The sequence below is a fragment of the Streptomyces sp. NPDC050423 genome, assembly GCF_040655445.1.
Classification (GTDB): domain Bacteria; phylum Actinomycetota; class Actinomycetes; order Streptomycetales; family Streptomycetaceae; genus Streptomyces.
Genome location: NZ_JBFAJY010000037.1, coordinates 49,628 through 74,115, shown reverse-complemented (window position 1 = coordinate 74,115; position 24,488 = coordinate 49,628). Strand labels below are relative to the sequence as shown.

At 71.6% G+C, this 24,488-nt stretch carries 25 protein-coding genes; 11 read left to right on the top strand and 14 right to left on the bottom strand.

All coding sequences use genetic code 11. The features are described from left to right. Positions 1–247: 247 nt before the first annotated feature. A complete protein-coding gene (locus tag AB0I52_RS25120) occupies positions 248–1,534 on the bottom strand; it encodes a DUF1343 domain-containing protein (RefSeq protein ID WP_363076128.1) in 1,287 nt (428 codons plus the stop codon). A 184-nt stretch (positions 1,535–1,718) separates the two neighbouring features. On the opposite strand from AB0I52_RS25120, the gene AB0I52_RS25115 reads away from it, so the two are divergent. From AB0I52_RS25115 to AB0I52_RS25105, 3 genes are read left to right on the top strand one after another with little or no spacing between them, the layout of a single operon-like run. Beyond that, on the top strand, positions 1,719–2,483 hold the full coding sequence (locus AB0I52_RS25115) for an SDR family oxidoreductase (RefSeq protein ID WP_362956417.1): 765 nt from the start codon (positions 1,719–1,721) through the stop codon (positions 2,481–2,483). Further along, a complete protein-coding gene (locus tag AB0I52_RS25110; protein WP_363076126.1) occupies positions 2,480–4,138 on the top strand; it encodes an AMP-binding protein in 1,659 nt (552 codons plus the stop codon). Before AB0I52_RS25115 ends, AB0I52_RS25110 begins: the two co-directional genes overlap by 4 nt. A gap of 44 nt (positions 4,139–4,182) precedes the next feature. Beyond that, on the top strand, positions 4,183–4,776 hold the full coding sequence (locus AB0I52_RS25105) for a TetR/AcrR family transcriptional regulator (protein WP_363076124.1): 594 nt from the start codon (positions 4,183–4,185) through the stop codon (positions 4,774–4,776). A gap of 78 nt (positions 4,777–4,854) precedes the next feature. Here AB0I52_RS25105 and AB0I52_RS25100 read toward each other — a convergent pair whose 3' ends face one another. Then, entirely contained in the window at positions 4,855–5,733 is an 879-nt protein-coding gene (locus tag AB0I52_RS25100) for a LysR family transcriptional regulator (RefSeq protein ID WP_363076122.1), read from the bottom strand. A gap of 74 nt (positions 5,734–5,807) precedes the next feature. On the opposite strand from AB0I52_RS25100, the gene AB0I52_RS25095 reads away from it, so the two are divergent. Continuing rightward, positions 5,808–5,972 (top strand): hypothetical protein, encoded by a 165-nt coding sequence (locus AB0I52_RS25095; protein WP_363076120.1) that lies wholly within the window; start codon positions 5,808–5,810, stop codon positions 5,970–5,972. Positions 5,973–6,020: 48 nt separating this feature from the next. Here the strand turns inward: AB0I52_RS25095 and AB0I52_RS25090 are convergent, their stop codons facing one another. Together AB0I52_RS25090 and AB0I52_RS25085 are read right to left on the bottom strand one after the other, a co-directional pair. Beyond that, positions 6,021–7,235, bottom strand: a complete 1,215-nt coding sequence (locus AB0I52_RS25090; protein ID WP_363076118.1) for an acyl-CoA dehydrogenase family protein — start codon at positions 7,233–7,235, stop codon at positions 6,021–6,023. Between the two features lie 7 nt (positions 7,236–7,242). Further along, positions 7,243–8,271 (bottom strand): phosphotransferase family protein, encoded by a 1,029-nt coding sequence (locus AB0I52_RS25085; protein WP_363076116.1) that lies wholly within the window; start codon positions 8,269–8,271, stop codon positions 7,243–7,245. Positions 8,272–8,426: 155 nt separating this feature from the next. Between AB0I52_RS25085 and AB0I52_RS25080 the strand changes: the two genes are divergently transcribed. Together AB0I52_RS25080 and AB0I52_RS25075 are read left to right on the top strand one after the other, a co-directional pair. Then, positions 8,427–9,716, top strand: coding sequence for a glucarate dehydratase family protein (locus AB0I52_RS25080; protein WP_363076114.1), 1,290 nt, complete (start codon positions 8,427–8,429; stop codon positions 9,714–9,716). Between the two features lie 74 nt (positions 9,717–9,790). Next, entirely contained in the window at positions 9,791–10,726 is a 936-nt protein-coding gene (locus AB0I52_RS25075; RefSeq protein WP_363076112.1) for an NADP-dependent oxidoreductase, read from the top strand. 52 nt (positions 10,727–10,778) lie between these two features. On the opposite strand, the gene AB0I52_RS25070 is transcribed toward AB0I52_RS25075, so the two are convergent. The 6 genes from AB0I52_RS25070 to AB0I52_RS25045 all read right to left on the bottom strand — a co-directional run bounded on the left by AB0I52_RS25070 (position 10,779) and on the right by AB0I52_RS25045 (position 14,487). Next, entirely contained in the window at positions 10,779–11,090 is a 312-nt protein-coding gene (locus AB0I52_RS25070) for a DUF202 domain-containing protein (RefSeq protein ID WP_363076110.1), read from the bottom strand. Then, positions 11,087–11,482: a DUF202 domain-containing protein gene (locus AB0I52_RS25065; RefSeq protein WP_363076108.1), complete on the bottom strand. Its 396-nt coding sequence runs from the start codon at positions 11,480–11,482 to the stop codon at positions 11,087–11,089. Before AB0I52_RS25065 ends, AB0I52_RS25070 begins: the two co-directional genes overlap by 4 nt. Before the next feature lie 43 nt (positions 11,483–11,525). After that, a complete protein-coding gene (locus AB0I52_RS25060) occupies positions 11,526–12,038 on the bottom strand; it encodes an NUDIX domain-containing protein (protein ID WP_363076106.1) in 513 nt (170 codons plus the stop codon). A gap of 33 nt (positions 12,039–12,071) precedes the next feature. Continuing rightward, positions 12,072–12,845 carry a glucose 1-dehydrogenase gene (locus AB0I52_RS25055; RefSeq protein WP_363076104.1) on the bottom strand — a complete coding sequence of 258 codons (774 nt, stop codon included), beginning with the start codon at positions 12,843–12,845 and terminating at the stop codon, positions 12,072–12,074. A 28-nt stretch (positions 12,846–12,873) separates the two neighbouring features. Further along, the gene (locus AB0I52_RS25050) at positions 12,874–13,503 is read right to left on the bottom strand and encodes a TetR family transcriptional regulator (protein WP_363076102.1); all 630 of its coding nucleotides are present in this window, start codon (positions 13,501–13,503) and stop codon (positions 12,874–12,876) included. A 90-nt stretch (positions 13,504–13,593) separates the two neighbouring features. Further along, positions 13,594–14,487: a DMT family transporter gene (locus AB0I52_RS25045; RefSeq protein WP_363076100.1), complete on the bottom strand. Its 894-nt coding sequence runs from the start codon at positions 14,485–14,487 to the stop codon at positions 13,594–13,596. Positions 14,488–14,707: 220 nt separating this feature from the next. Here AB0I52_RS25045 and AB0I52_RS25040 point away from each other — a divergent pair, with 220 nt between their 5' ends. Both AB0I52_RS25040 and AB0I52_RS25035 read left to right on the top strand, forming a co-directional pair. Further along, positions 14,708–16,363 carry an FAD-binding dehydrogenase gene (locus AB0I52_RS25040; RefSeq protein ID WP_363076098.1) on the top strand — a complete coding sequence of 552 codons (1,656 nt, stop codon included), beginning with the start codon at positions 14,708–14,710 and terminating at the stop codon, positions 16,361–16,363. 93 nt (positions 16,364–16,456) lie between these two features. After that, a complete protein-coding gene (locus tag AB0I52_RS25035; protein ID WP_363076096.1) occupies positions 16,457–17,695 on the top strand; it encodes an aromatic acid exporter family protein in 1,239 nt (412 codons plus the stop codon). Positions 17,696–17,743: 48 nt separating this feature from the next. Here AB0I52_RS25035 and AB0I52_RS25030 read toward each other — a convergent pair whose 3' ends face one another. Further along, positions 17,744–18,175 carry an ASCH domain-containing protein gene (locus AB0I52_RS25030; protein WP_363076094.1) on the bottom strand — a complete coding sequence of 144 codons (432 nt, stop codon included), beginning with the start codon at positions 18,173–18,175 and terminating at the stop codon, positions 17,744–17,746. A gap of 110 nt (positions 18,176–18,285) precedes the next feature. On the opposite strand from AB0I52_RS25030, the gene AB0I52_RS25025 reads away from it, so the two are divergent. Further along, a complete protein-coding gene (locus tag AB0I52_RS25025) occupies positions 18,286–19,050 on the top strand; it encodes a molybdopterin-dependent oxidoreductase (protein WP_363076092.1) in 765 nt (254 codons plus the stop codon). Then, entirely contained in the window at positions 18,992–19,681 is a 690-nt protein-coding gene (locus AB0I52_RS25020) for a cytochrome b/b6 domain-containing protein (protein WP_363076090.1), read from the top strand. The genes AB0I52_RS25025 and AB0I52_RS25020 overlap by 59 nt, the downstream gene beginning before the upstream one ends. Before the next feature lie 6 nt (positions 19,682–19,687). Here AB0I52_RS25020 and AB0I52_RS25015 read toward each other — a convergent pair whose 3' ends face one another. Next, positions 19,688–21,085: a gluconate:H+ symporter gene (locus AB0I52_RS25015; RefSeq protein WP_363076088.1), complete on the bottom strand. Its 1,398-nt coding sequence runs from the start codon at positions 21,083–21,085 to the stop codon at positions 19,688–19,690. 11 nt (positions 21,086–21,096) lie between these two features. Further along, complete coding sequence (locus AB0I52_RS25010) at positions 21,097–21,606, bottom strand: gluconokinase (protein WP_363076086.1); 510 nt, start codon at positions 21,604–21,606, stop codon at positions 21,097–21,099. A gap of 143 nt (positions 21,607–21,749) precedes the next feature. Here AB0I52_RS25010 and AB0I52_RS25005 point away from each other — a divergent pair, with 143 nt between their 5' ends. Next, on the top strand, positions 21,750–22,451 hold the full coding sequence (locus AB0I52_RS25005) for an FCD domain-containing protein (RefSeq protein ID WP_363076084.1): 702 nt from the start codon (positions 21,750–21,752) through the stop codon (positions 22,449–22,451). Positions 22,452–22,503: 52 nt separating this feature from the next. Here the strand turns inward: AB0I52_RS25005 and phsA are convergent, their stop codons facing one another. After that, positions 22,504–24,330 (bottom strand): O-aminophenol oxidase PhsA, encoded by a 1,827-nt coding sequence (gene phsA / locus AB0I52_RS25000; RefSeq protein ID WP_363076150.1) that lies wholly within the window; start codon positions 24,328–24,330, stop codon positions 22,504–22,506. Positions 24,331–24,488: the final 158 nt, after the last annotated feature.

The window sequence follows — 24,488 nt, the reverse complement described above, 5'->3', positions numbered from 1 at the left end:
GCGGGCCCGGCGGTGTCCGGTGCGTGCGATCGCAAGGCGGAGGGTCGCCCCGATACTGGTTGTATCGGGGTGATCCCGACAACGCGGCGAGCGTGCGTGCCGGACACCGCCGGGCAGGCGGGACTTTCGAAACACGCCCTCGAGCCTTCCAGGGCCCGTCCGGCGGGCAATTCCAGCCCGTCCGGCGATTGAGGACAAAACCGCCCGTCGGGCGGGCCCGCACTCCGCGGGCCCGCCCGGCACCACCTCACCGGTACTGCAGATACCGCTTCCGCACCGCACGGAACGCCGCGAGATCCTTCGCCCACGCCCCCACGACCTCATCCGTGTCCGCACCCGCGTCGATCATCGTGCGGACCCGGGTGTTGCCGGTGAGCTTGTCGATCCAGTTGTCCGGCCGCCAGGCGAACCCGCTCCAGGTCTGCTTCGCCGTGACCAGGAGCGCGATCCCGGTGCGCACCGGGTCGAAGGCATCCCGGTCCTGGACGTGCACCTGCACCCCGCCCACCGTCCTGCCCTCGAACTTCGAGAACGTCGGCGCGAAGTACGCCTCACGGAAGGCCACCCCGGGCAGGCCGAGCGCGTTCGCGGCGGCCGCCCACGTGTGGTCGATCCCCTCCGCGCCGAGCAGCTCGAACGGCCGCGTCGTGCCGCGCCCCTCGGAGAGGTTGGTGCCCTCGAACAGGCAGGTGCCCGAGTAGACCAGCGCGGTGTCGGGCGTCGGCATGTTGGGGCTCGGCGGCACCCACGGCAGCCCGCTGGCGTCGAAGAAGTCCGAGCGCGACCACCCCGACATCTTCACGATCTCCAGCTCGGCCGGACGGTCCGCCAGGAACTCCCCGTTGAACAGCAGGGCGAGTTCGGTGACCGTCATGCCGTGGGCCTGGGCGATCTCCCGGCGGCCCACGAAGGTACCGAAGGCCGGATCGAGGACCGGCCCGAGAGCCGCCCGCCCGGACACCGGGTTCGGCCGGTCCAGGACGACGAACCTCTTGCCCGCGAGGGCCGCCGCCTCCATGCAGTCGTAGAGCGTCCAGATGTACGTGTAGAAGCGGGCGCCCGCGTCCTGGATGTCGAACACGATCGTGTCGACGCCGGACGCCGTGAAGACGTCGGCCAGCGGCTGCCCGCTCTTGAGGTACGTGCCGTAGACCGGGAGGCCGGTCGCCGGGTCGTCGTACCGGCCCTCGGAGCCGCCCGCCTGCGCGGTGCCGCGGAAGCCGTGCTCCGGGCCGAAGACGGCGGTCAGGTTCACCCGTCGGTCCGCGTGCATCACATCGACGATGTGGCGGACGTCGGAGGTGACGCCGGTCGGGTTGGTGACGACGCCGACCCGTCGGCCCTTCAGCAGCGCGTAGCCGTCCGCCGCGAGCCGGTCGAAGCCCGTGAGGAGCCCGCGGTGCCCGCCGCCCCCGTGCCCGTGTCCGTTTCCGTGCGGCGTACCGGCGGCCGCGGGTCCGGCCGACGCGGCCGTCGCCGCGAGGGCTCCGACGGCACCGCCGGCGGCCAGCAAACCACGTCTGGTCAGGCTCATTCGGCTACCTCCATGATCGCGACATCTGTCATGGTCACGCACGCTAGCGCGCACACGGGCCGCAGGGAACGAGCAGGACGGGACGGATGTGACGGGAGTGACGCATGAGTCGCGTCAGACCCTTCCCCGACGACATACCGACTGGTTAGTCTGCTGAGGCAGTCGGCTGAGAGAGGCGGGACCGATGAGTACGGTGCAGGGCGCGGGCGTAGTGGTCACGGGAGCCGGGGGCGGCATCGGCGCCGCGCTGGCCCGCAGATTCGCCGCCGAGGGCGCACGGGTCGTGGTCAACGACCTCGACGAGGCCAGGATCACGGCGCTCGCCGAGGAGATCGGCGCCGTCGCCGTGGCCGGTGACGCCTCACGGATCGTCGACGCCGCCCGGGACGCCCTGGACGGCACGGTGGACGTCTACTGCGCCAACGCGGGCCTGGCCTCGCCCGGCGACGTCTTCGCCGACGAGGAGGTCTGGGCCGCCGCCTGGGACGTCAACGTGATGGCCCACGTCCGCGCGGCCAGGGCGCTGCTCCCGGACTGGCTGGAGCGCGGCAGCGGCAGGTTCGTCTCCACCGCCTCGGCCGCCGGACTGCTCACGATGATCGGCGCGGCGCCGTACAGCGTCACCAAGCACGGCGTGGTCGCCTTCGCGGAATGGCTCGCCCTCACCTACGGCCACCGCGGTGTCAAGGTCCACGCGATCTGTCCGCAGGGCGTCCGTACGGACATGCTGACCGCCGCCGGATCCGCCGGGGAGCTCGTGCTCGCCCCCAGCGCCATCGAGCCGGAGGACGTCGCCGACGCGCTCTTCGCGGCCATGGCCGATGACCGCTTCCTCGTCCTGCCGCACCCGGAGGTCGCCGGGTACTACCGGGCCCGTGCCAAGGACACCGACCAGTGGCTCGGCAGCATGAACCACCTCCAGCGCAAGTGGGAGGCGACCGGCGCATGACCGAGTCGATCTACGCGGCGAAGCCCTGGCTCCCGCTGCTCAGCGAGGCCCAGCGGGCCCCCGTCCACCCGGCCGAGACCCTGGTGCACGCCTTCCGGGACTCCGCGGGCCGCGCCCCCGGACACCCCGCGCTCGCCTACTTCGACGGGCGCCTCACCTACCGCGAGACCGACGAGCTCTCCGACTCCGTGGCCGGCCACCTCGCCGCCCGGGGGCTGGAGCGGGGCGACCGGGTCGCGATCATGCTGCAGAACTCGCCGCAGTTCGTGCTCGCGCTGCTGGGCGCCTGGAAGGCCGGGGCGACCGTCGTCCCCCTCAACCCGATGTACAAGGCCGGCGAGGTCGGCCATGTGCTGAAGGACGCCGAGGTCACCGCGCTGATCTGCTCGGACCGGGCCTGGGAGGCCTACCTGCGGGACACCGCGGCAGCCGCCCCGGCCGTCCGGATCGCCGTCACGGCCTGCGAGCTGGACTTCCAGACGGAGAACGACGAGCGGGTGCTGAACTTCGGCCGGCTGCCCGCCGCCGACGACGCCGACGATCTGGTGGCCGTCGCCCGGCAGGGCCTCGCCGCCCCCGCAGGCCGCGAGCTCACCGCCGCCGACGTGGCGCTGATCAGCTACACCTCCGGGACCAGCGGCACCCCCAAGGGCGCCATGAACTCCCACGGCAACATCATGGTCAACGCCGAGCGCCAGCGCACCGGCCACCCCGTCGCGGAGGGCTCCGCCTACTTCGCCCTCGCCCCGCTCTTCCACATCACCGGCATGGTGTGCCAGCTGGCCGCCTGCCTCACCAACGCCGGCACCCTCGTCCTCGCGTACCGCTTCCACCCGGGCGTGGTCCTCGACGCCTTCACCGAGCACCGCCCCGCCTACACCGTCGGCCCCTCGACCGCCTTCATGGCGCTCGCCGCCACCCCCGGTGTCACGCCCGAGCACTTCGCCTCGTTCCGGGTCATCTCCTCCGGCGGCGCACCGCTGCCGCCCGCACTCGTCGAGAGGTTCCGGACCGGCTTCGGCCCGTACATCCGCAACGGCTACGGCCTCACCGAGTGCACCGCGCCCTGCGCCTCCGTACCGCCCGAGCGCGAGGCGCCGGTGGACCCGGTCTCCGGCACCCTCTCGGTCGGCGTGCCCGGCCCGGACACGGTCGTGCGGATCATCGACGAGAACGGCGCGGACGTCCCCTTCGGCGAGCAGGGCGAGATCGCGGTGCGCGGCCCCCAGGTGGTCTCCGGCTACTGGCGGCTGCCCGAGGCCACCGCCGCCGCCTTCCCGGACGGCGAACTGCGCACCGGCGACGTCGGCTTCATGGACCGCGAGGGCTGGCTCTACGTCGTCGACCGCAAGAAGGACATGATCAACGCCTCCGGCTTCAAGGTCTGGCCGCGCGAGGTCGAGGACGTCCTGTACACCCATCCCGCCGTCCGCGAGGCGGCCGTCGTGGGCGTCCCCGACGCCTACCGGGGCGAAACGGTCCGGGCCTACGTCAGCCTGCGGCCCGGCTCCTCGGCGGAACCCGGCGAATTGGGTGCGTACTGCAAGGAACGGCTCGCCGCGTACAAGTACCCGCGCGAAGTCGAGATCCTGGCCGAACTCCCCAAGACGGCGAGTGGGAAGATCCTGAGGCGGGAACTGCGTTCACCCCGCTAGAACCAGAACCGGTTCACGCACCGCACGGAAGGAAGGTGGCGGCTATGGCCAAGGCGACGGACGGGAGCGGTATCCCCGTTCCCCAGCGGCTGCTCGCCGCCGCCACCCGGCTCTTCGCCGAGCAGGGGTACGACCGCACCTCGGTCCAGGAGATCGTCGAGGCGGCCGGTGTCACCAAGGGCGCGCTCTACCACTACTTCGGCTCCAAGGAGGACCTCCTCCAGGAGGTCTACGCCCGGGTCCTGCGGCTCCAGCAGGAGCGCCTCGACGCCTTCGCGGACGCCGACGCGCCCGTCGAGCAGCGGCTGCGTGACGCCGCCGCCGACGTGGTCGTCACCACCATCGAGAACCTCGACGACGCCTCGATCTTCTTCCGCTCGATGCACCATCTGAGCCCCGAGAAGAACAAGCAGGTACGGATGGAGCGGCGCCGCTACCACGAGCGCTTCCGGGCCCTGGTGGAAGAGGGACAGCGCAGCGGGGTGTTCTCCACGGCCACCCCGGCGGACCTGATCGTCGACTACCACTTCGGCTCGGTCCACCACCTGTCCACCTGGTACCGGCCGGACGGCCCGCTCACCCAGCAGCAGGTCGCCGACCACCTCGCCGACCTGCTGCTGCGCGCCCTGCGCCCGTAGGCCGGGCCGGGAAGCGGCCGGGACGCGCGCCGCTGAGGGGGCCCTGCACAGCAGGCGCGCCCCGGCCGCTGTTCCCCTTCAGGCCTCGTCGCCGGCCAGCCGGTCCAGCAGCGCCCGCGCCGCCGGGTTGCGCGGCCGGGGTGCCCGGCCCACCAGCACCACCGTCCGGCCCGGCTCGGGCTGCCGGATACTCACGCACGGCAGTCCGGCGTCCTCACCGATCCGGCGCGGCACGATCGCCACGCCGATGCCCGCCCGTACGAGGTCGACGAGCAGCCGGATCTGCGTGACGTCGCAGGTGATCCGGCGCTCCAGACCGCAGTGCGCGGCGAGCCGCCGCACCGCCGTCTCCAGACCGGTCCCGGCCCGGAAGTCCACGAACGGCTCGTCGGCGAGGTCCTTGACCAGGGTGCGCCCGGCCGTCGCCAGCCGGTGGCCGGGAGCGGTGATCAGCACCAGGTCCTCCTGCCAGGAGGCGAACGCCACGACGCCGGCCGGGAGTTCGGCGGCGTCCGGCGCCAGATAGGCGAGGTCCAGCTCACCGGCGAGCACCCCCGCCAGCAGCTCCGGGGTCGTCGCCTCACGCAAGGAGATCTGCACCCCGGGCCGGAGCCGGTGGAAGGCGGTCAGCTCGGCGGCGAGGTCCACACAGGTCAGCGTCTGGATCGTGCCGATCCGCACCCGCCCCGTGGCCAGGCCCGAAACGGCGGCCACCGCGTCGCGGGCGGCGTCCGTCCCCGCGAGCACCGTCCGGGCCGACGGCAGCAGCGCCCGCCCCGCCTCGGTCAGCACCACCCGGCGGCCCGTCCGGTCGAACAGCGCGGCGCCCAGCTCCCGTTCGAGATTGCGGACGGACGTGCTCAGCGCGGACTGCACGATCAGTTCGGCGCGGGCGGCCGCGGTGAAGCTGCCGTGCGTGATCACCGCCATGAAGTGGCGGAGCTGACGTATCTCCATCCATCTACCGTATCGATCGCAGCCAGCCGATCCATCTGTTGGACCGACCGTGGGAACGGGGTGAAGCTGGATACATGGCGCACATCCAGGCTTCGTCCCGTGTCCCCGCCCTGTGGACCGTGGCCTACGGGCCGCACCGGCCGCGCGGCGTCCGTCTCCTCGCGCGGTGCCTGCTGCGGGTGCGGGCCTTCGCCCGCGACCTGGCGCTCGCCGACCACGTACCGTACGGCGGCTACTGAGGGATACCGGGCGGGCCCGTACCGGGGTCGGGCCCGCCCGTACGGTCCCTACAGGTACTTCTTGATCTCGCGCCGCGCCAGCGACCGCTGGTGCACCTCGTCCGGGCCGTCCGCCAGGCGCAGCGTCCGTGCCGCGGCCCACAGTTCGGCCAGCGGGAAGTCCTGGCTGACGCCGCCCGCACCGTGCAGCTGGACCGCCTGGTCGAGGATGGAGACCACCGCACGCGGGGTGGCGATCTTGATGGACTGGATCTCGGTGTGCGCACCGCGGTTGCCCACCGTGTCCATCAGCCAGGCCGTCTTCAGCACCAGCAGCCGCAGCTGCTCCACCGTGACCCGGGCGTCCGCGATCCAGTTCTGCACCACGCCCTGCTGGGCGAGCGGCTTGCCGAAGGCGTCGCGGGACACCGCGCGCCGGCACATCAGCTCGATGGCGCGCTCGGCCATGCCGATCAGCCGCATGCAGTGGTGGATGCGGCCCGGTCCCAGCCGCGCCTGGGCGATGGCGAAACCGCCGCCCTCCTCGCCGACCAGGTTCGTCGCGGGCACCCGCACGTCGTCGAAGACCACCTCGGCGTGACCGCCGTGGGAGTGGTCGTCGTAGCCGTACACCTTCATGGCGCGCTTCACGGTCAGGCCCGGGGTGTCGCGCGGGACGAGGATCTGCGACTGCTGGCGGCGGATGTCGTCGCCGTCCGGGTCGGTCTTGCCCATCACGATGAAGATCCTGCAGGCCGGGTTCATCGCCCCGGAGATGTACCACTTGCGGCCGTTGATGACGTAGTCATCGCCGTCCCGGGTGATCCGGGTCTCGATGTTGGTCGCGTCCGACGAGGCGACCTCCGGCTCCGTCATCGCGAACGCGGACCGGATCTCACCGGCGAGCAGCGGCTCCAGCCACTGCTTCTTCTGCTCGTCGGTGCCGAACTGGGCGAGCACCTCCATGTTCCCGGTGTCCGGCGCCGCGCAGTTCAGCGCGGTCGGCGCCAACTGCGGGGAGCGGCCCAGGATCTCGGCCAGCGGGGCGTACTGGAGATTGGTCAGCCCGGCGCCGTACTCGGCGTCCGGCAGGAAGAGGTTCCACAGCCCCTGCCCGCGCGCCTCGGCCTTCAGGTCCTCCACGATCCGCGGGGTGTCCCACGGCGACGCGAGTTGCTCCCGCTGCTCCTGTGCGGTCTGCTCGGCCGGGTGGACGTGCTCGTCCATGAAGGCGAGCAGCCTGGCGCGCAGCTCTTCGGTACGGGCGTCGAATGCGAAGTCCATGGGGTGATCAGCCTTCCTGGAGGGTGGTGAGGCCGTGCGCGATGAAGACGGGGACGAGATCGCCGATGCGGTCGAAGCCGCCGCCGACGGTCTGGCCCAGCGTGTAGCGGTAGTGGATGCCCTCCAGGATCACGGCGAGCTTGAACCAGGCGAACGCCGTGTACCAGGAGATGGCGGAGGTGTCCCGGCCGGAGCGTTCGGCGTAGCGCCCGATGAGTTCGGCGGGGGAGGGGTGGCCGGCCGCGCCGCTGGTGGTGGAGACCGGTGACTCGGGCAGGCCGAGGTCGGAGCTGTACATCACCAGCAGGCCGAGGTCGGTCAGCGGGTCACCGAGCGTCGACATCTCCCAGTCGAGCACGGCCTTGATCCGGTCGTCGGATCCGAGCAGGACGTTGTCCAGGCGGTAGTCGCCGTGCACCACCGTCGCGGCCGGGGAGGCGGGCCGTTCGCGGCCGAGCGCCGCGTGCAGCTCGTCGATGCCGGGCAGTTCGCGGTTGCGGGAGGCGTCCAGCTGCTTGCCCCAGCGGCGCAGCTGCCGGTCGAGGAAGCCGTCGGGGCGTCCGAAGTCGCCGAGCCCGACGGCCGCCGGGTCCACGGCGTGCAGCTCGACGAGGGTGTCCACCAGGCCGAGCACGGCCCTGCGGGTGCGCTCGGCGCCGAGCGGGGCGAGCTGCTCGGCCGTGCGGTACGGGGTGCCCTCGACGTACTCCATGACGTAGAACGGCGAGCCGACGACGGAGTCGTCCTCGCAGAGCAGCAGCGGTTCGGGGACCGGGACGGCCGTCGGGTGCAGTGCGCTGATCACCCGGTGCTCGCGCTTCATGTCGTGTGCGGTGGCCAGCACATGACCCAGCGGCGGTCGGCGGACGACCCAGCGGCCGGTGCCGTCCGTGTCCGTGACGACGTAGGTCAGGTTCGAACGGCCGCCCTCGATGAGCCTGGCGTCGAGCGGTCCGTTCACCAGACCCGGCCGTTCGCGGTCGAGATGTCCGCGCAACCGGTCGAGGTCGAGACCTGGCGGGTGGACTGGGCTCATCGTGCGCACCTCCGGGGTGAATGAACGGTCGGTGTTCATGATGCCGACCAGTCGGTATGTCGTCCAGTGCGCTCCCGGAACCGTATGGGTCCAGTCCGGTCCGAACGGCGGCCGAACCTCTGGCGTTCAGTCGTATCTCTGAATAGAGTTCACGTATGAATACAGCATTGTTGATCGACGAAGTCCGGCTGACCCCGATCCTCATTGCCGACCCGCCGCTCCTCAACACCCAGGGCGTCCACCAGCCCTACACCCCCCGCCTCGTCGTGGAGGTCGTCACACGCGGCGGAGTGACCGGCGTCGGGGAGACGTACGGCGACGGCAAGTACCTCGAACTGGCGGAGCCGCTCGCCACCGCCCTGGCCGGACGCCCGGTCAGCGATCTGAACGGCCTCTTCGCCCTCGCCGACGAGGTGTGCGCGGACTCACGCGCCGCCGACGAGCGGGTCGACGCGGGCGGGCTGCGCGGCGTCCAGACCGCGGACAAACTGCGGCTCTCGGTGGTGTCCGGCTTCGAGGTCGCCTGCCTGGACGCGCTGGGCAAGTCCCTCGGCCTGCCCGTGCACGCACTGCTCGGCGGCAAGGTGCGCGACACCGTCGAGTACAGCGCCTACCTCTTCTACCGCTGGGCGGAGCACCCCGAGGGCGGCGAGCGGGACGACTGGGGAGCGGCGGTCGACCCGGCCGGGGTCGTCGCCCAGGCGCGGCGGTTCGCCCGCGACTACGGCTTCTCCTCCTTCAAGCTGAAGGGCGGCGTCTTCCCGCCCGACGAGGAGATCGCCGCGGTCCGCGCGCTGGCCGAGGCGTTCCCGGGCCGGCCGCTGCGCCTCGACCCCAACGGCGCCTGGTCCGTCGAGACCTCGCTGTACGTCGCCGAGCAGCTCAAGGACGTACTCGAATACCTGGAGGACCCGGCGAGCGGCACGGAGCTGATGGCCGCCGTCGCCGCCGGCACCGGCGTACCGCTGGCCACCAACATGTGCGTCACCACGCTCGCCGAGGTCCCGGAGGCCTTCGCCCGGGACGCCGTCCAGGTCATCCTCTCCGACCACCACTACTGGGGCGGACTGCACCGCACCCGCGAACTGGCCGGGATCTGCCGCACCTTCGGCGTCGGGCTCTCCATGCACTCCAACACCCACCTCGGCATCAGCCTCGCCGCCATGACGCATGTCGCGGCCACCGTCCCCAACCTCGACTACGCCTGCGACAGCCACTACCCCTGGCAGACCGAGGACGTGATCACCACCCGCCATGTCTTCGCGGACGGCCGGCTGACCGTCTCCGACGCGCCGGGCCTCGGAGTCGAGCTCGACCGGGAGCGCCTGGCCGAACTGCACCGCCGCTGGCTCGACGACGACGGCACGATGCGCGAGCGCGACGACGCCGCCGCGATGCGCAAGGCCGAGCCGGAGTGGCGGACGCCGTCGATCCCGCGCTGGTGAGAGCCCGGCGCCGGACGGGCGGGGCCGCCGCGGCATGACTTGCGCCCCTCCCGTCCCGCGCTGATGGTCGAAGGATGAAGGCGATCAGCTACAGCGCGTACGGCGGGGCCGAGGTCATGGAGTACGGCGAGCGGCCCGATCCCAAGGTGGGCCCCGACACCGTCCTGGTGAAGGTGCGGGCCGCGGCGGTCAACCCGGTCGACCGCAAGGCCCGCGAGGGCCTGCTCGACGGGTCCCTGGAGGCCGTGTTCCCGGTGATCCCCGGCTGGGACGTGTCCGGGGTGGTGGTGCAGCCCGGAGTCGCGGTCGAGGAGTTCGCGGTCGGCGACGAGGTCATCGGGTACGTGCGGGAGGACTTCCTCAGCCGCGGCACGTTCGCGGAGTACGTCGCCGCCCCGGTGCGCACCCTCGCCCGCAAGCCGCTGAGCCTGAGCTTCGAAGAGGCCGCGGGACTGCCGCTCGCCGGCCTCACCGCGTACCAGGTGCTCCACCGGTCGCTGCGGATCCGCAGCGGTGACACCGTCCTCGTCCACGCGGCGGCGGGCGGTGTCGGCTCGCTGGCCGTCCAGCTCGCCCGCCACGCGGGCTGCCGGGTCATCGGGACCGCGAGCGCGCACAACCACGACCATCTGCGCCAGCTCGGCGCGGAACCGGTGGAGTACGGGGACGGGCTCGCCGACCGGCTGCGGGCCCTGGCCCCGGACGGGATCGACGCGGCTTTCGACACCGTGGGAGGGGAGGCCCTGCGGGTGTCCGCCGAGACGCTCGCACCGGACGGGCGGCTGACCTCGATCACGGACGCCGAGGTCTTCTCGTACGGCGGCAAGTACGCCTTCGTACGGCCCGACGCCAAGGATCTGGCGCACCTGGCGGAGCTGGCCGAGCGGGGCATCGTCACGGTCCACGTCGACCGGGTCTTCCCGCTGGCACAGGCCGCCGAGGCCCACCGGCTCAACGAGCAGGGGCGCACCCGCGGCAAGATCGTCGTCACCGTGGACTGGGACGGCTGACGGGACCGGCCGCCGGGCCCCGAACGGCCCCGGAGAAGCCTCGGGCAAACCCTCAGAAGAGCATGGCCACCGCGAACACGGCCAGCGCGACCGTGCACGCCGTCGCCGTCAGGGCCTCGCGCGCCCCGAGCTGCCGCGGACGGGCGGTGCCCATGCCCTGCACCCGGCGGTTCGCCACCCGCAGGAAGCCCAGCCAGGCGAGCACGCTCAGCGACAGGGCGACGGGCCCGGCCGGGCCCGTACCGCCGTGCAGCGCCTGCTTGCCCGCCAGCAGCGCCACCACCGTGCAGGAGAGTGTGGTGCGGCGCCAGGCCAGCCTGGTCCGCTCCGGCTGCAGGCCGGGATCGCGCTCCGAGGCGCTCACCGCCCCTCCCAGCGGAAGAGGACCACCACCACCATCGCGACGGCGACGACGGCGACCGCGAGACTCAGCAGCGTCGGGAACCGGGAGACCGGCAGATCCTCGCCCCGCCGCATGGCCCGCTCGCAGCGCACCCAGTGATTGACCGCCCGCAGGGCACACAGCACACCGGCCGCGAGCAGGGCCAGCGCGAGACCGGCCCGGACCCCCCAGGAGAGCCCCGGCAGGAACTGATCGACCGCGAATCCGCCGCCGATCAGCGCGAGAGCCGTCCGGATCCAGGCGAGAAAGGTCCGCTCGTTGGCGAGCGAGAAGCGGTAGTCGGGGGTGTCGCCCTCGTCGCGGATCCGCTGCGGCGCGAACCACAGCCGCAGGCTCTGTACGAATTCGTTCACGTCCGGACCTTATCCGCCACTTCGGTGCACGGTGCGGGCCGGTTCAGGATGCTTCGCGGAACGCCCGCAGCCGCCGGTAGCCCTCAAGGCCGTCCGGCACCCACGGCCAGTCGCCGAGCCGCCGGATCAGCTCCTCGTCGGTGAGGAAGGTGTGCCAGGCGACCTCCTCCACCTGTGGCTTCACCGGCAGCTCGCACCGCACCTGGTACACGTACGACCACCAGCTGTGCCCGTCGCTCTCGTAGAGGAACTTGAAGAGCGGCTCGGGGCGGGGGAGCCCCGTGACACCGAGCTCCTCCTCGGCCTCCCGCAGGGCCGCCTCGTCGTACGTCTCGCCCGCGCCGACCACCCCGCCGACGAACATGTCGTAGTGGGAGGGGAAGACCAGCTTGGTGGCGGTCCTGCGGTGCACGAAGATCCGGCCGTCGGCGTCCCTGGCCTCGATGAACGCACAGCGGTGGCGCAGGCCGCGCGCGGTCGCCTCGCCGCGGGTGGCCTGCCCGACCACCTCGTCGTTCTCGTCGACGATGTCCAGGATCTCGTCAGAGGGTGTCATGCACCTCATCCAACAGCAGACCGGCGCGGAGGATCACTGCCCCATGACGTACTTGACGGTCGGTCCCGTGGTCCAGCCGCCGTCCACGGCGAGTTCGGCGCCGGTGATGTAGGAGGAGGCGTCCGAGAGCAGGAAGACGACGGCCTCGGCGATCTCGCCGGCCTCCCCGACCCGGCCCATCGGGGTGTTGGGGTAGTTGCCGTCACCCTGCTGGATGCCGACCGAGGCGGTCATCGGCGTGTAGACCATGCCGGGGTGCACCGAGTTCACCCGCACCTTCGCCGTGCCGAGCTCCACGGCCCCGACCTTCGTCAGCCCCCGCACGCCCCACTTCGACGCGCCGTAGCTGGAGGTCAGGGCCAGGCCCATCAGCCCGGCGGCCGAGGAGATGTTGACGATCGAGCCGCCGCCGTTCTCCTTCATCAGCGGGATCACCGTCTTCATGCCGATGAAGACGGCCGTCAGATTGATGTCGATGACCTTGCGGAAGTGCTCGACCGTCTCGGTCTCCAACGGCTGTCCGGTGGAGACGCCGGCGTTGTTGACCAGGCCGTCGATCCGTCCGAACTCGGCGACGGCGAATTCGGCGACGCGCTGCCAGTCGCTCTCGGAGGTCACGTCGTGGTGGTGGAAGCGGGCCTTCGGGCCGAGCCCTGCGGCGGTGGCCGCGCCCTCCTCGTCCAGGACGTCGGTGATCACGACGTTCGCCCCGCCGGCCACGGCGAGGCGCGCGGCCTCTGCACCGAGGCCGCGGGCGGCGCCGGTGATGACGACGGTCCGGTCACTGAGGTTGTTCTTGTCGGTCATGACATGTCCTTCATGTGGTGCGGGTGGTTCACGCGCCGTGCGGCGCGGGGGCGTGCAGGAACGCGGTGGTGGTCCCGACGAGATCGGCGAGGAAGAGCTCCTGGCCGGTCAGCGGCTCCGTGCCGTCGAGCCCCTGACGGGCGCGGTCGGCGAGCGCCGCGCCGATCAGGGTGAGCGCCAGATCGAGGCGCTCCAGACGGACGGGCTCCGGAGTTGCGTCCAGGCGGTCCCCGATCCGGCCGATCAGCCGGCCGTAGGCGGTGCCGTCCAGGGCGGGGTGCAGCGGACCGGTCCGCAGACCCGTCTCGTGGCTCAGCTGCGCCGAGATCCGCAGACAGCGCCGGCCCCGGTCGTCGGCGAGCAGGCTCGCCTCCGCCGCCACCAGCGCGGTGAGCAGCTCCCGTACACCGCAGTCCGCGGCGAGCGCGTCGAGCAGCGGCGCCACCACCTGTTCGGTACGGGCCTGGCGGCCGGCCATCACGGCGTCGAGCAGGCCGGCGCGGGAGCCGAAGTGGTACTGGACCGCCGACGGATTGCTCTGCCCCGCCAGCCGGACGATGTCCCGCAGCTGGGCGCCCTCCGTACCCTGCGAGGCGAAGATCTCCTCGGCCGCGCGGATCAGCTTGTCCCTGGTCTCTTGTCCTGACGTTCTCGCCATGGCGCCACTGTAATGCTGACCATTATTAATTGCCAGGCCGGGAGCGGTCGGCCGCCTGTGAGAAAAGGGACAGGCGCCCGTACGGGCGCCTCAGCGCGGCTGAAGGGTCTTGGCGCGCCGTCCGCCCACCGGACCCTCCGGCATCGCCGGATGCAGCCCCAGCAGCACGATCCCGACCACGATCGCCGCGAGCCCGGCCGCCTGCCAGGCCAGCGCGCCGGTGTCGGTGCGCACCTGGTCGCCGAGGAACCCGATGCCGCAGGCGATCCCGGCCAGCGGCTGGGCCGCGGTCAGTGCGGGCAGCGACATCCGCAGCGGGCCCGTCTCGAACGCGCTCTGCACCAGGAGCAGCCCCGTCACCCCCAGCACCAGCACCCCGTACGGCTGCCAGCTCGTCACCAGGGCCGCCCAGCCGTCGTCCCCGATCCGCTGGCCGCTGACCCGGGTCAGGGCGTCCTGTAGTCCGTACAGCAGCCCGGCGGCCACCGCCAGGAGCGCCGGGGCCGCCGTCGCCCGCGAGCGCGCGGCGTACATGGTGAGCGCCAGGGCGATGCCCGCCACCACGCCGATGACCAGCCAGTGCCGCAGCGGGCTCGACACCGCCGTGCCGCCCTCGGGCTCGCCCGCCAGCAGGAACGCCGCGACCCCGCACGCCAGCAGCCAGAGCCCGGCCCAGCCCTGCCGGCCCAGCCGCTGGCCGGTGCGGTGGCGGGACAGGGTCATCGCGAAGAGCAGATTGGTGGCGAGGAGCGGCTCGACGACGGAGACCTCGCCCTTGCCCAGGGCCAGCGCGCCCAGCACCATGCCGCAGACCATCAGGCCGATACCGGCCAGCCAGCTGCGTACCCGCATCAGGTCCAGCAGCAGCCGGAACGACAGATAGTCGCTCTTCGGGGCGTGGCTGGCGGCGGCCTGTTGCAGCACGAAGCCGAACCCCAGACAGCAGGCCGCGCTCACGGCGAGTACGAGAACCAGCACCGACACGCTTCTCTACCCCAAGTCAGGCCGGAAGAGAGTGAATTGTTTCGACGATAGCGCCTGGACGCCACCGGTGCGGCCGGAGTGCCGCCGACCGGGCGGTTGACGCCGGGGCGGCCGGTACCGAAGATCTGACGCACCAGTAACTTCGCGAGGTACCGCACGGGTGATGTGTGCGGTCCTTCCGCCGGACCGGGTCCGGACCGCCGCGACAAGGATGGAACCCATGGCGTACGACGCTGATGTGATCGTGATCGGGGCAGGACTCGCCGGGCTGGTCGCCACAGCCGAGCTGGTCGACGCGGGCCGCTCGGTGATCCTGCTCGACCAGGAGCCCGAGCAGTCGCTCGGCGGCCAGGCGCACTGGTCCTTCGGCGGCCTCTTCCTGGTCGACTCGCCCGAACAGCGCCGGATGCGGATCAAGGACAGCCACGAGCTGGCCCTCCAGGACTGGCTGGGCACGGCGGGCTTCGACCGCGAGGAGGACCACTGGCCGGCGAAGTGGGCCGAGGCGTACGTCGACTTCGCCGCCGGTGAGAAGCGCTCCTGGCTGCACGCGCGGGGCGTGCGGTTCTTCCCCGTCGTCGGCTGGGCCGAGCGCGGCGGGTACGACGCGAACGGCCACGGCAACTCCGTCCCCCGCTTCCACATCACCTGGGGCACCGGACCCGGTGTCGTCGCCCCGTTCGAGCGCCGGGTGCGCGAGGGCGTCGCCAAGGGCCTCGTCACCTTCCGCTTCCGCCACCGGGTCACCGGTCTCGGCCGCACCGGGGGCGCCGTCGACACCGTGAGCGGCGAGATCCTGGAGCCGAGCGGCGCGGCCCGCGGGACCGCGAGCAGCCGCGAGACGGCCGGCACCTTCGAGCTGAGGGCCCAGGCGGTGATCGTCACCTCCGGCGGCATCGGCGGCAACCACGACCTCGTGCGCGAGCAGTGGCCGGAGCGGCTCGGCACCCCGCCCGCCAAGATGCTCTCCGGCGTCCCGGCCCACGTGGACGGGCTGATGCTCGGCATCACCGAGGAGGCGGGCGCCCACCACATCAACCGGGACCGGATGTGGCACTACACCGAGGGCATCGAGAACTGGAACCCGATCTGGGCCAAGCACGGCATCCGCATCCTGCCAGGACCGTCCTCGCTCTGGCTGGACGCCCGCGGCAAGCGGCTGCCCGTCCCGCTCTTCCCCGGCTTCGACACGCTCGGCACCCTCGAACACATCATGCGCAGCGGCCACGGCTACACCTGGTTCGTGCTGGACCAGAAGATCATCGGCAAGGAGTTCGCGCTCTCCGGCTCCGAGCAGAACCCCGACCTGACCGGCAAGTCCGTCCGCGGCGTGATCGGCCGGGCACGCGCGGACGTACCGGCTCCCGTGAAGGCGTTCATGGACAACGGGGCGGACTTCGTCGTCGAGAACGACCTCGGCGCGCTGGTCCGCGGCATGAACGCGCTCACCGGTGACTCACTCATCGACGAGGCCGAACTGCGCCGCGAGATCACCGCCCGCGACCGCGAGATCGCCAACCCCTTCACCAAGGACCTCCAGATCACCGCGATCCGGGGCGCCCGCACCTACCTGGGCGACAAGCTGATCCGTACGGCCGCTCCGCACCGCATCCTCGACCCCAAGGCCGGGCCGCTGATCGCCGTACGGCTGAACATCCTGACCCGCAAGTCGCTCGGCGGCCTGGAGACGGATCTGTCCTCCCGGGTGCTCACCGCGGACGGCACTCCGCTGGCCGGGGTGTACGCGGCCGGCGAGGCAGCCGGTTTCGGCGGCGGCGGGGTGCACGGCTACCGCTCGCTGGAGGGCACGTTCCTCGGCGGCTGCATCTTCTCCGGCCGGGCGGCGGGCCGGGCCGCGGCAGAGGCGGTCGCGTAGCTGTATGGATCATCGGCGGTGATCGCGCGTCCGTCCGGTGGGGTTCGGCACCCGAAACCGTACGGGAGCACCGGATGCGGGCAGAGGAAGGAGATGCCAGGAGTAGCCGAGCCCGTGATCAACCTCGTCCGGCGCACCACCGAATCCGTGCGGGTCCAGACCCTGCGTTCCACGGGTGCCGCGGTGATCGCCTATGTCGTGGCGACCTCGACGCTGTCCCAGCCCGCCCCCCTGACCGCTCCGCTCACCGCGCTGCTCGTCGTCCAGGTCACTCTGTACGCCACGCTCACCACGGGGATCCGGCGGGTGAACGCCGTGGTCGTCGGGGTGCTCATCGCGAGCGGGTTCAGTTCCCTGGTCGGGCTGACCTGGTGGAGCCTCGGGCTGACGATCTTCACCTCACTGATCATCGGCCGGCTGGTCCGGGTGAACGAGTTCGTCCCCGAGGTGGCGATCAGCGCCATGCTGGTGCTCGGCGTCGCGCAGGTCGCCGACACCGCCTGGGAGCGCGTGTTCGAAACGTTGATCGGTGCGGGTGTGGGGCTGCTGTTCAACCTGCTGTTCGCCCCGCCCGTGTGGGTGCAGTCGGCGGGGGCGTCCATCGACGGCCTTGCCCGCGAGATGGGGGAGATGCTCCGTGACCTGGGCGGTGACCTGGGCGGCCGGGTCACCGTCGAGCAGGCGGCCGAGCGGCTGCACCGGGCCCGCCGCATCGACCACGACATCGTGGCCGTGGACGCCTCGCTGCGGCAGGCCGAGGAGAGCCTCATGCTCAATCCCCGGGTCCGGCAGGGACTGCTCTACCGCGTCGTGCTGCGCACCGGTCTGGACACCCTGGAGATCTGCGCCGTGGTTCTCCGGGTGCTGGCCAGGACGCTGACCGACCTGGCCAAGGACCGGGTCGACGAACCCCTCTTCCCCGCCGATGTGGCCTTCGGGCTCACGGACCTGTTCGGGCAGCTGGCGGACGCCGTCGAGAGCTTCTCGATGCTGATCACCACTCCGGTCGCCGCGAGCGCGGAAGGTGCCGAGGCGCGGTTGGCCGAAGCGCTCACGGTCAGCCGCGCCACCCGGGACCGGGTGGCGGACGTGCTGCTGGCGGCGGTCCAGGACCACCCCAGGAAGTGGCAGCTGCACGGAGCTCTGCTCGCCGAGGTCGACCGCGTTCTGGACGAGCTCGACATCGAGAAACGCACGGAGCGCCTCGGCAAGGAGCTCGACCGCCGCTCGGGAGAGATGCACGAGCGCCATCCCCGCCTGCTCGCGCTCAGGCGGCGGCTGGACCTCGTCAGGCGCGCGAACCAGGCGCAGGCCGCTGCGGGCGGAAGGTGAGGACCGCCGGCCCCGCCGCGCTGTCCGCCTGCCGCCCCGTCCTCCCGCTCAGGCCGGGTCGATCAGCTCCACGACCCGGAAGCGTTCGGCGACGACCAGGGTGTCGTCGTCGACCGTGAACTCCGGGTCGCCGAGCGCCTCCCGCATCTCGTCGCTGTGCCAGAACCGCTCGTGGCCGGCCCGCCACCGCGCCACCGACGTGTCGCCCTCGCCCTCGTCGAGCACATGCTGGAGATCGACGTCCCCGAGGCGCAGGATCCGGACCTCCGTCACCTCCAGGACCGCGATCTCCCGGCCGTCCGAGTCGATCAGCGCGGACCGCTCGCCCACCGGCGGCGGCTCCTCCTTCTCCGCCTCGTACTCCACGAGCAGTCCGGTCGTCGACACCTTCCGCCCGTCGAGCACCGCGGCGACCAGCTGGTCGCGCAGCGGTCCCGGGAAGACCAGGAGGAAGGGCTTGAGCGCTTCACGGTTCGGCATGGCGCAAGTGTGGCATCCGCGGTCCGCCGGTGACCGGGAGAATCTGACGGGCCGGTGACGGACCGCCGCCGCCCCTGGCTTCCGGCGCCCCGGAGTGCTCGAATCGAGGAGTGAACAGTCCCCCTCCCGGCGCCGGCCCCGAACCGGCGGTACCCGGCCCCGATCCGGACGCGGTCGGCGCCCCCGTCGGCCGCCGCCTGGTCCTGACGATGCTCGGCCTCGGCGCCGCCGGGCTCCTCGCCGCCCCGGTCCTGCAACGGACCATGGAATCGGGTCTGGGCGCGCTCGCCGACAAGGACCCCACCGGGCTGACCGGGCTGCTGCCCAACGGCGGCGGCTTCCGGTACTACTCCGTGGCCTCGTCCGTACCGCCGAAGGGCGCGGCCGACTACCGGCTGACCGTCGACGGGCTGGTCGACCGCCCGGCCACGTACACCCTGGACGCGCTGAAGGCGCTGCCGCAGACCCGGATGGTCCGCGACGTGCAGTGCGTGACCGGATGGCGGGTGCCCGAGACCCCCTTCGAGGGCGTACGGCTCTCGGCGCTGCTGGACGCGGCGGGTGTCCGGCCGGGGGCGAAGGCGGTCCGCTTCACCTGCTTCGACGGCACCTACAGCGAGAGCCTCACCCTCGCCCAGGCCCGCCGCGCCGACGTGCTGGTCGCGCTGCGGATGCAGGACCGACCGGTGCCCCACTCCCACGGCGGCCCGGTCCGGCTCTACGTGGCCCCGATGTACTTCTACAAGTCGGCGAAATGGCTCTCCGGGATCACCGTCACGGACTCCGTACGCCCCGGTTACTGGGAGGAGCTCGGATATGACGTCGACGCCTGGGTCGGCCGGTCCAACGGCCGTGACGACGCCCCCACGACCTGAGGCGGCCGGCCGGGTACGGCGGTTCGGCCGGCCGGTGCGATGGGTGCACCGCGGCACGGCGGCACTGATGCTGCTCTGCGTGGCCACGGCCGCCTGCCTGTACGTGCCGCAGTTCGCCGAACTCGTCGGGCGCCGCCATCTGGTGGTTACCGTGCACGAGTGGTCCGGGCTGCTGATCCCCGTACCGCTGCTGGCGGGGCTGTTCTCGCGGGCCGTGCGGGGCGACGTCTCGCGGCTCAACCGTTTCGGACCGCACGACCGGACGTGGCTGCGGGCCGTGCGCCACCGCGACCACCACCCCGGCTCCCGGCCGGCCGGGAAGTTCAACGCCGGGCAGAAGCTCTACGCGGCCTGGATCGCCGGTGCGGTGCTGGTGATGGCCGGCACCGGGCTGCTGATGTGGTTCACCGGGCTGGCCCCGCTGATGTGGCGAACCGGCGCCACGTTCGTCCACGACTGGCTGGCGCTGGCGATCGGTATCGTCCTGGGCGGTCACATCGCGATGGCGTACGCCGACCCGGAGGCACGCCGAGGCATGCGCACCGGGTCGGTCGAGCGACGGTGGGCCCGTCGCGAGCACTCGCTGTGGCGGATCCCCGCGGACCCGGAGGAGCCGCCGGAGGACCGGTGAATACACCTAGAGGATCAGCGACAGCAGCAGGACGAAGGCCAGCGAGACCACCGAGATGATGGTCTCCATCACCGACCAGGTCTTCAACGTCTGGCCGACGTCCATCCCGAAGTACTCCTTCACCAGCCAGAACCCGGCGTCGTTGACATGGCTGAAGAAGAGCGAGCCCGCGCCGACGGCGAGGACCAGCAGCGCGGCGTGCGAGGTCGACATGCCGGCCGCCAGCGGGGCGACCAGTCCGGCGGCGGAGATGGTGGCCACGGTCGCCGAGCCGGTCGCGAGCCGGATCGCCACGGCGATCAGCCAGCCGAGCAGCAGGGCGGGTATCGACCAGTTCTCGGAGAACTCCAGGATCATCCGGCCGACACCGGCGTCGATGAGGGTCTGCTTGAAACCGCCGCCCGCGCCCACGATCAGCAGCACGCCCGCGATGGGGGCGAGGGACTTCTCGACGGTGGTGGAGAGCCGGCCCTTGGTGAATCCGGCCGCCCGGCCCAGCGTGAACATGCCGACGACGACGGCGGCGAGGAGCGCGATCAGCGGGGAGCCGATCACATCGGTGACCCGCTGGACACCCTGCTCGGGGTCGTCCACCACGATGTCGACAAGTGCCTTGATCAGCATGAGGACCACGGGCAGCAGAATGGTGGCCAGCGTCGCGCCGAAGCCGGGCCGGCGGTCCAGGTCCTCGGACGGGCGCTGCGGGATCATCTTCTCCGGCGCCTCGATGTCCACCCAGCGGGCGGCGTAGCGGGAGAAGACCGGACCGGCGATGATCACCGTCGGGATCGCGACCAGCACTCCGAGGGCCAGCGTGACGCCCAGGTTGGCGTTGAGCGCGTCGATCGCGACCAGCGGGCCGGGGTGCGGCGGAATGAGCCCGTGCATCACGGAGAGACCGGCCAGCGCCGGGATACCGATCCGCATCAGGGAGTAGTTGCCGCGCTTGGCGACCAGCAGCACCACCGGGATCATCAGCACGATCCCGACCTCGAAGAACAGCGGCAGGCCGATGATCGAGGCGATCAGGACCATCGCCCAGGGCATGACCCGTCCGCTCGCCCGCGCGAGGATGGTGTCGACGATCTGGTCCGCGCCGCCGGAGTCCGCGAGGAGCTTGCCCAGGATCGCGCCGAGCGCGATCAGGACACCGACGCCCGCGACGGTCGAGCCGAGGCCCGCGGTGAAGCTCGCGATCGTCTTCGCCGGCGCCGCGCCGGCGAACGAACCGAGCGCCAGCGAACCGATGGTCAGCGCGAGGAACGCGTGCATCTTGAACCTGGTGATGAGCAGAACGATGACGGCGATGCCCGCAAGCACGGCGATGCCCAACTGCGCGTTGCCGGCCGAGGTGATCGGTTCGACGGCGTCCGCTGCCAGCGTCTCGACGCTGAGACTGGTCACGGTGATGATCCTTAACTGTCCAGCCGGCGCAGTGCCGCGACGGCTCGCTGGGTGATCTCTTCGGGGGTGCCGGACACATCCACGGCGACGCCGGCCTCGTCGCCCTCAAGGGGCTGGAGGGTGGCGAACTGGGAGTCGAGGAGCGCGGTCGGCATGAAGTGGCCCTTGCGGTCCGCCATCCGTTCCTCGATCAGGGACCGCTCGCCGGTCAGATGGAGGAACAGGGCACCGGGGGCCTCGCCGCGCAGCCGGTCGCGGTAGATCCGCTTCAGTGCGGAGCTGCTGACCACGCCGCCGAGCCCCGCCCGGCCGTGCGCCCACTGCCCGATCGCGTCGAGCCAGGGCCACCGGTCGGCATCCTCCAGCGGGGTGCCCGCCGACATCTTGGCGATGTTCGCGGGGGGATGGAAGTCGTCGCCCTCGGCGTACGGAACGCCCAGTGCGGCGGCGAGCAGGGGACCGATCGTGGTCTTGCCGGTCCCTGCTACGCCCATCACCACGACGACGTGGGGGGTGCTCATTACGGTGCCTCGCTGTTCTCTTCGATGTCTTCCTCGACATCGGTCCGTCGCGCTACTGAAACCTATACGTACGACTTATTCAAGATGCTGTGATGTAAACGTCGTACTTAATTTTCCCGTGGGGCTCCCCGTACTCTTGGCTCATGACCACACAGAGCCAGGGGCTGCATACACATGTGCTGGACACCCTGGGTCTGGAGATCGCAGCGGGTGAGCACCTGCCCGGCCAGGTGCTGCGTACCGATGAGCTGGCCCAGCGGTTCGACGTCTCGCGCACGGTCGTGCGGGAAGTGATCCGCGTCCTGGAGTCCATGCACCTGGTCGAGTCCCGGCGCCGGGTCGGCGTGACCGTGCGGCCGGCCGAGGAGTGGAACGTCTACGATCCGCAGGTCATCCGGTGGCGGCTGGCCGGCACCGACCGCCCGCGCCAACTGCGCTCACTGACGGTCCTGCGCTCGGCGATCGAGCCCGTCGCCGCCTCGCTCGCCGCCCGCCACGCCACCCCGGACCAGTGCGCTCAGCTCACCGAACGGGCCCTCGGCATGGTCGCCACCTCGCGCGGCCAGCAGCTGGAGGGGTACCTCGAACACGACATCGCCTTCCACCGGATCGTGCTCAACGCCTCCGGCAACGAGATGTTCGCGCGCCTCGGTGACGTGGTCGCCGAAGTCCTGGCGGGACGCACCCACCACCAGGTGATGTTCGAGGACCCCGACCCGGCGGCCGTCACGCTCCATGTCCGGCTCGCCGAAGCCGTGCGCGAGGGCGACGCGGCGGAGGCGGAGCGGCTGACGAAGGAGATCGCGGTGGGCGCCCTGCACGAACTCGACGTGCTCGCCCCCTGATCCGTGTCCCCCGCGAGGTCGCCCCGCGGGGGACACGGACGGTCCGGCAGGATCAGCCGGTGTGCCCCTCATGGCCGCCGTGACCGCCGCCGTGGTCGAACTTCATGGCCTGCGGCGGCATCACGACGAACGGCCGCATCATGCCCATGTCCTCGTGCTCCAGCAGATGACAGTGGTACATGAACCGTCCGTACGCCCCGTCGAACAGGCCGAGCACCTTCACCAGCTGCCCCTGAGGGACCAGGAAGACGTCCTTCCATCCCCGCTCGTTCGGCGGCGTCGGGACCGCGGTGCCGTGGTCGAACTCCACTGGGGAGCGGGTCCCGCCGACCGCCGGGTCGAATCCGTCCAGGATGTACGCCTCCCGGCCCATCACCTGGAAGTCCGTCAGATGGATGTGCATCGGATGCGTCGGCACCCCCAGGTTGAGGAAGGACCACTGCTCGTACGTGCTCTCGCCGACGGTGAAGCCGAGGCCGTCGTTGAAGGTGCGCGCGGTCCTGCGGTACGTGCGCACGGCGCCGTCCTCGCCCCGCACCTGGATCACCCCGTCCGACGGCACCGTCACCCCGGCGGTGTCCTCGACCTCCGTCATCTCCCAGATCTCCGGGTGGCCGCCGCCCCCGACCGTGCCGGGCGCGGTCAGTACGACGAGCCGGTGCCCGTGCTCCACCTGGCCGTGCTCGTACCGCCGGAAGGAACCGGACAGCACCTCGGGCAGTTCGAAGCCGTCCCGGCGCCCCGTCTCCCGTACCCGGAACTCCATCACCTGCGGGAACGGCACGTCCGCCGCCGGGTCCGGCACCCCGGGGGCGAGCTTCCCCTTGTTGACCAGGCGGACCCGGCGGCCCGCCAGCGACGAGAAGTCGATCAGCAGGTCCATCCGCTCGGCCGGGCCGATCCTCAGCGTCGGCAGCGCCTCGTCGAAGTCGACCGGCACCGGCCGCGGCAGCAGCCCGCCGTCGCTGCCGATCTGCCGGATGACGCCCGGGACCGGGTTGTTCTCGTCGTCGACCAGCACGAGATCGTAGATCCGGGCGTTGGAGGCGTTGACGAGCCGGAAGCGGTACCAGGCGTCGTCCACGTCCAGGTACGGCCAGATGCGGCCGTTGACCGTGGTGTACGGACCCAGGAACGGCAGCGAGACGGGCTTCCCGGTCTCCGGGTCGGCCTCGACGACCGTGGTCGTCTTGTGCAGCAGCCGCCCGTTGAGCCGGCCGTCCTCGTCGGTGTCCAGATTGCGGTCCGTGAGGACCAGCGGCAGTTCCCGGTCACCCGACGGCAGGCCGAGCGCGTCCTCCTCGTCGTCCCGGATCAGGTAGGTGCCGACGAGCCCGGCGTACACGTTCCACCGGGTGATGTTCATGGCGTGGTCGTGGTACCACCACTGCGCCGCCTGATGATCGTTCGGGTACTCCGAAAGCTGCGCGTCGCCGTGGCCGACCGCGTTGTCCGCCCAGCCGTCGTTACCGCCGCCGGTCTGCGCGCCGTGCAGATGTGTCACCGTCCAGGCGGGCAGTGCCGCGACGTCCGCGTCCGGCTCGACGCCGTCACGTCCGGGCCGGTTGTGCGGCGCCGGCTCACCCGGCTTCACCGGGCCCACCTCCACGGCGGTGACCGGGTACTCGCTCCCCTTCGGGATGCGGTTGGTCCAGGCGATCCTGATCCGCTGCCCGCGCCGCACCTCGATCGTCGGGCCCGGCACCGTGCCGTTGTAGCCCCACATCAGGGTCGGCGGCAGCTGTGCGTGCAGCCGCACCCAGGCCGGGGTGAGCGCGATCTCCGTCTCCGTGAGCACGTTCCCGCTGTGCGGACGCAGCACCGGCGGTACGGTCAACGCGTCCGTGTAGGGGACGAGTCCGCCGACCCGCGCCCCGATGTCCTCGTGTTCCCCGCTGATCTTCTCCGTGTGTACGCCAGTGCGTACGGCAGTCTCGGTCAAGGTACTTCCCCCGTGATCCGTCAGCTCTCGGAACCCGGGCCCCTGCCCCCGCAGGTACCGGCTCCGGGTTGCCTCTGCACCGGAAGGACGTCCCG

Coding starts and splice junctions, on each gene's coding strand:
- AB0I52_RS25090 (WP_363076118.1), bottom strand. CDS start 7,235: ATGGACTTCGCATTCGACGCCCGTACCGAAGAGCTGCGCGCCAGGCTG.
- AB0I52_RS25030 (WP_363076094.1), bottom strand. CDS start 18,175: ATGCCGAACCGTGAAGCGCTCAAGCCCTTCCTCCTGGTCTTCCCGGGA.
- AB0I52_RS25100 (WP_363076122.1), bottom strand. CDS start 5,733: ATGGAGATACGTCAGCTCCGCCACTTCATGGCGGTGATCACGCACGGC.
- AB0I52_RS25005 (WP_363076084.1), top strand. CDS start 21,750: ATGACCACACAGAGCCAGGGGCTGCATACACATGTGCTGGACACCCTG.
- AB0I52_RS25040 (WP_363076098.1), top strand. CDS start 14,708: ATGGCGTACGACGCTGATGTGATCGTGATCGGGGCAGGACTCGCCGGG.
- AB0I52_RS25060 (WP_363076106.1), bottom strand. CDS start 12,038: ATGACACCCTCTGACGAGATCCTGGACATCGTCGACGAGAACGACGAG.
- AB0I52_RS25075 (WP_363076112.1), top strand. CDS start 9,791: ATGAAGGCGATCAGCTACAGCGCGTACGGCGGGGCCGAGGTCATGGAG.
- AB0I52_RS25085 (WP_363076116.1), bottom strand. CDS start 8,271: ATGAGCCCAGTCCACCCGCCAGGTCTCGACCTCGACCGGTTGCGCGGA.
- AB0I52_RS25010 (WP_363076086.1), bottom strand. CDS start 21,606: ATGAGCACCCCCCACGTCGTCGTGGTGATGGGCGTAGCAGGGACCGGC.
- AB0I52_RS25050 (WP_363076102.1), bottom strand. CDS start 13,503: ATGGCGAGAACGTCAGGACAAGAGACCAGGGACAAGCTGATCCGCGCG.
- AB0I52_RS25105 (WP_363076124.1), top strand. CDS start 4,183: ATGGCCAAGGCGACGGACGGGAGCGGTATCCCCGTTCCCCAGCGGCTG.
- AB0I52_RS25055 (WP_363076104.1), bottom strand. CDS start 12,845: ATGACCGACAAGAACAACCTCAGTGACCGGACCGTCGTCATCACCGGC.
- AB0I52_RS25110 (WP_363076126.1), top strand. CDS start 2,480: ATGACCGAGTCGATCTACGCGGCGAAGCCCTGGCTCCCGCTGCTCAGC.
- AB0I52_RS25120 (WP_363076128.1), bottom strand. CDS start 1,534: ATGAGCCTGACCAGACGTGGTTTGCTGGCCGCCGGCGGTGCCGTCGGA.
- AB0I52_RS25035 (WP_363076096.1), top strand. CDS start 16,457: ATGCCAGGAGTAGCCGAGCCCGTGATCAACCTCGTCCGGCGCACCACC.
- AB0I52_RS25080 (WP_363076114.1), top strand. CDS start 8,427: ATGAATACAGCATTGTTGATCGACGAAGTCCGGCTGACCCCGATCCTC.
- AB0I52_RS25020 (WP_363076090.1), top strand. CDS start 18,992: ATGACGTCGACGCCTGGGTCGGCCGGTCCAACGGCCGTGACGACGCCC.
- AB0I52_RS25115 (WP_362956417.1), top strand. CDS start 1,719: ATGAGTACGGTGCAGGGCGCGGGCGTAGTGGTCACGGGAGCCGGGGGC.
- AB0I52_RS25095 (WP_363076120.1), top strand. CDS start 5,808: ATGGCGCACATCCAGGCTTCGTCCCGTGTCCCCGCCCTGTGGACCGTG.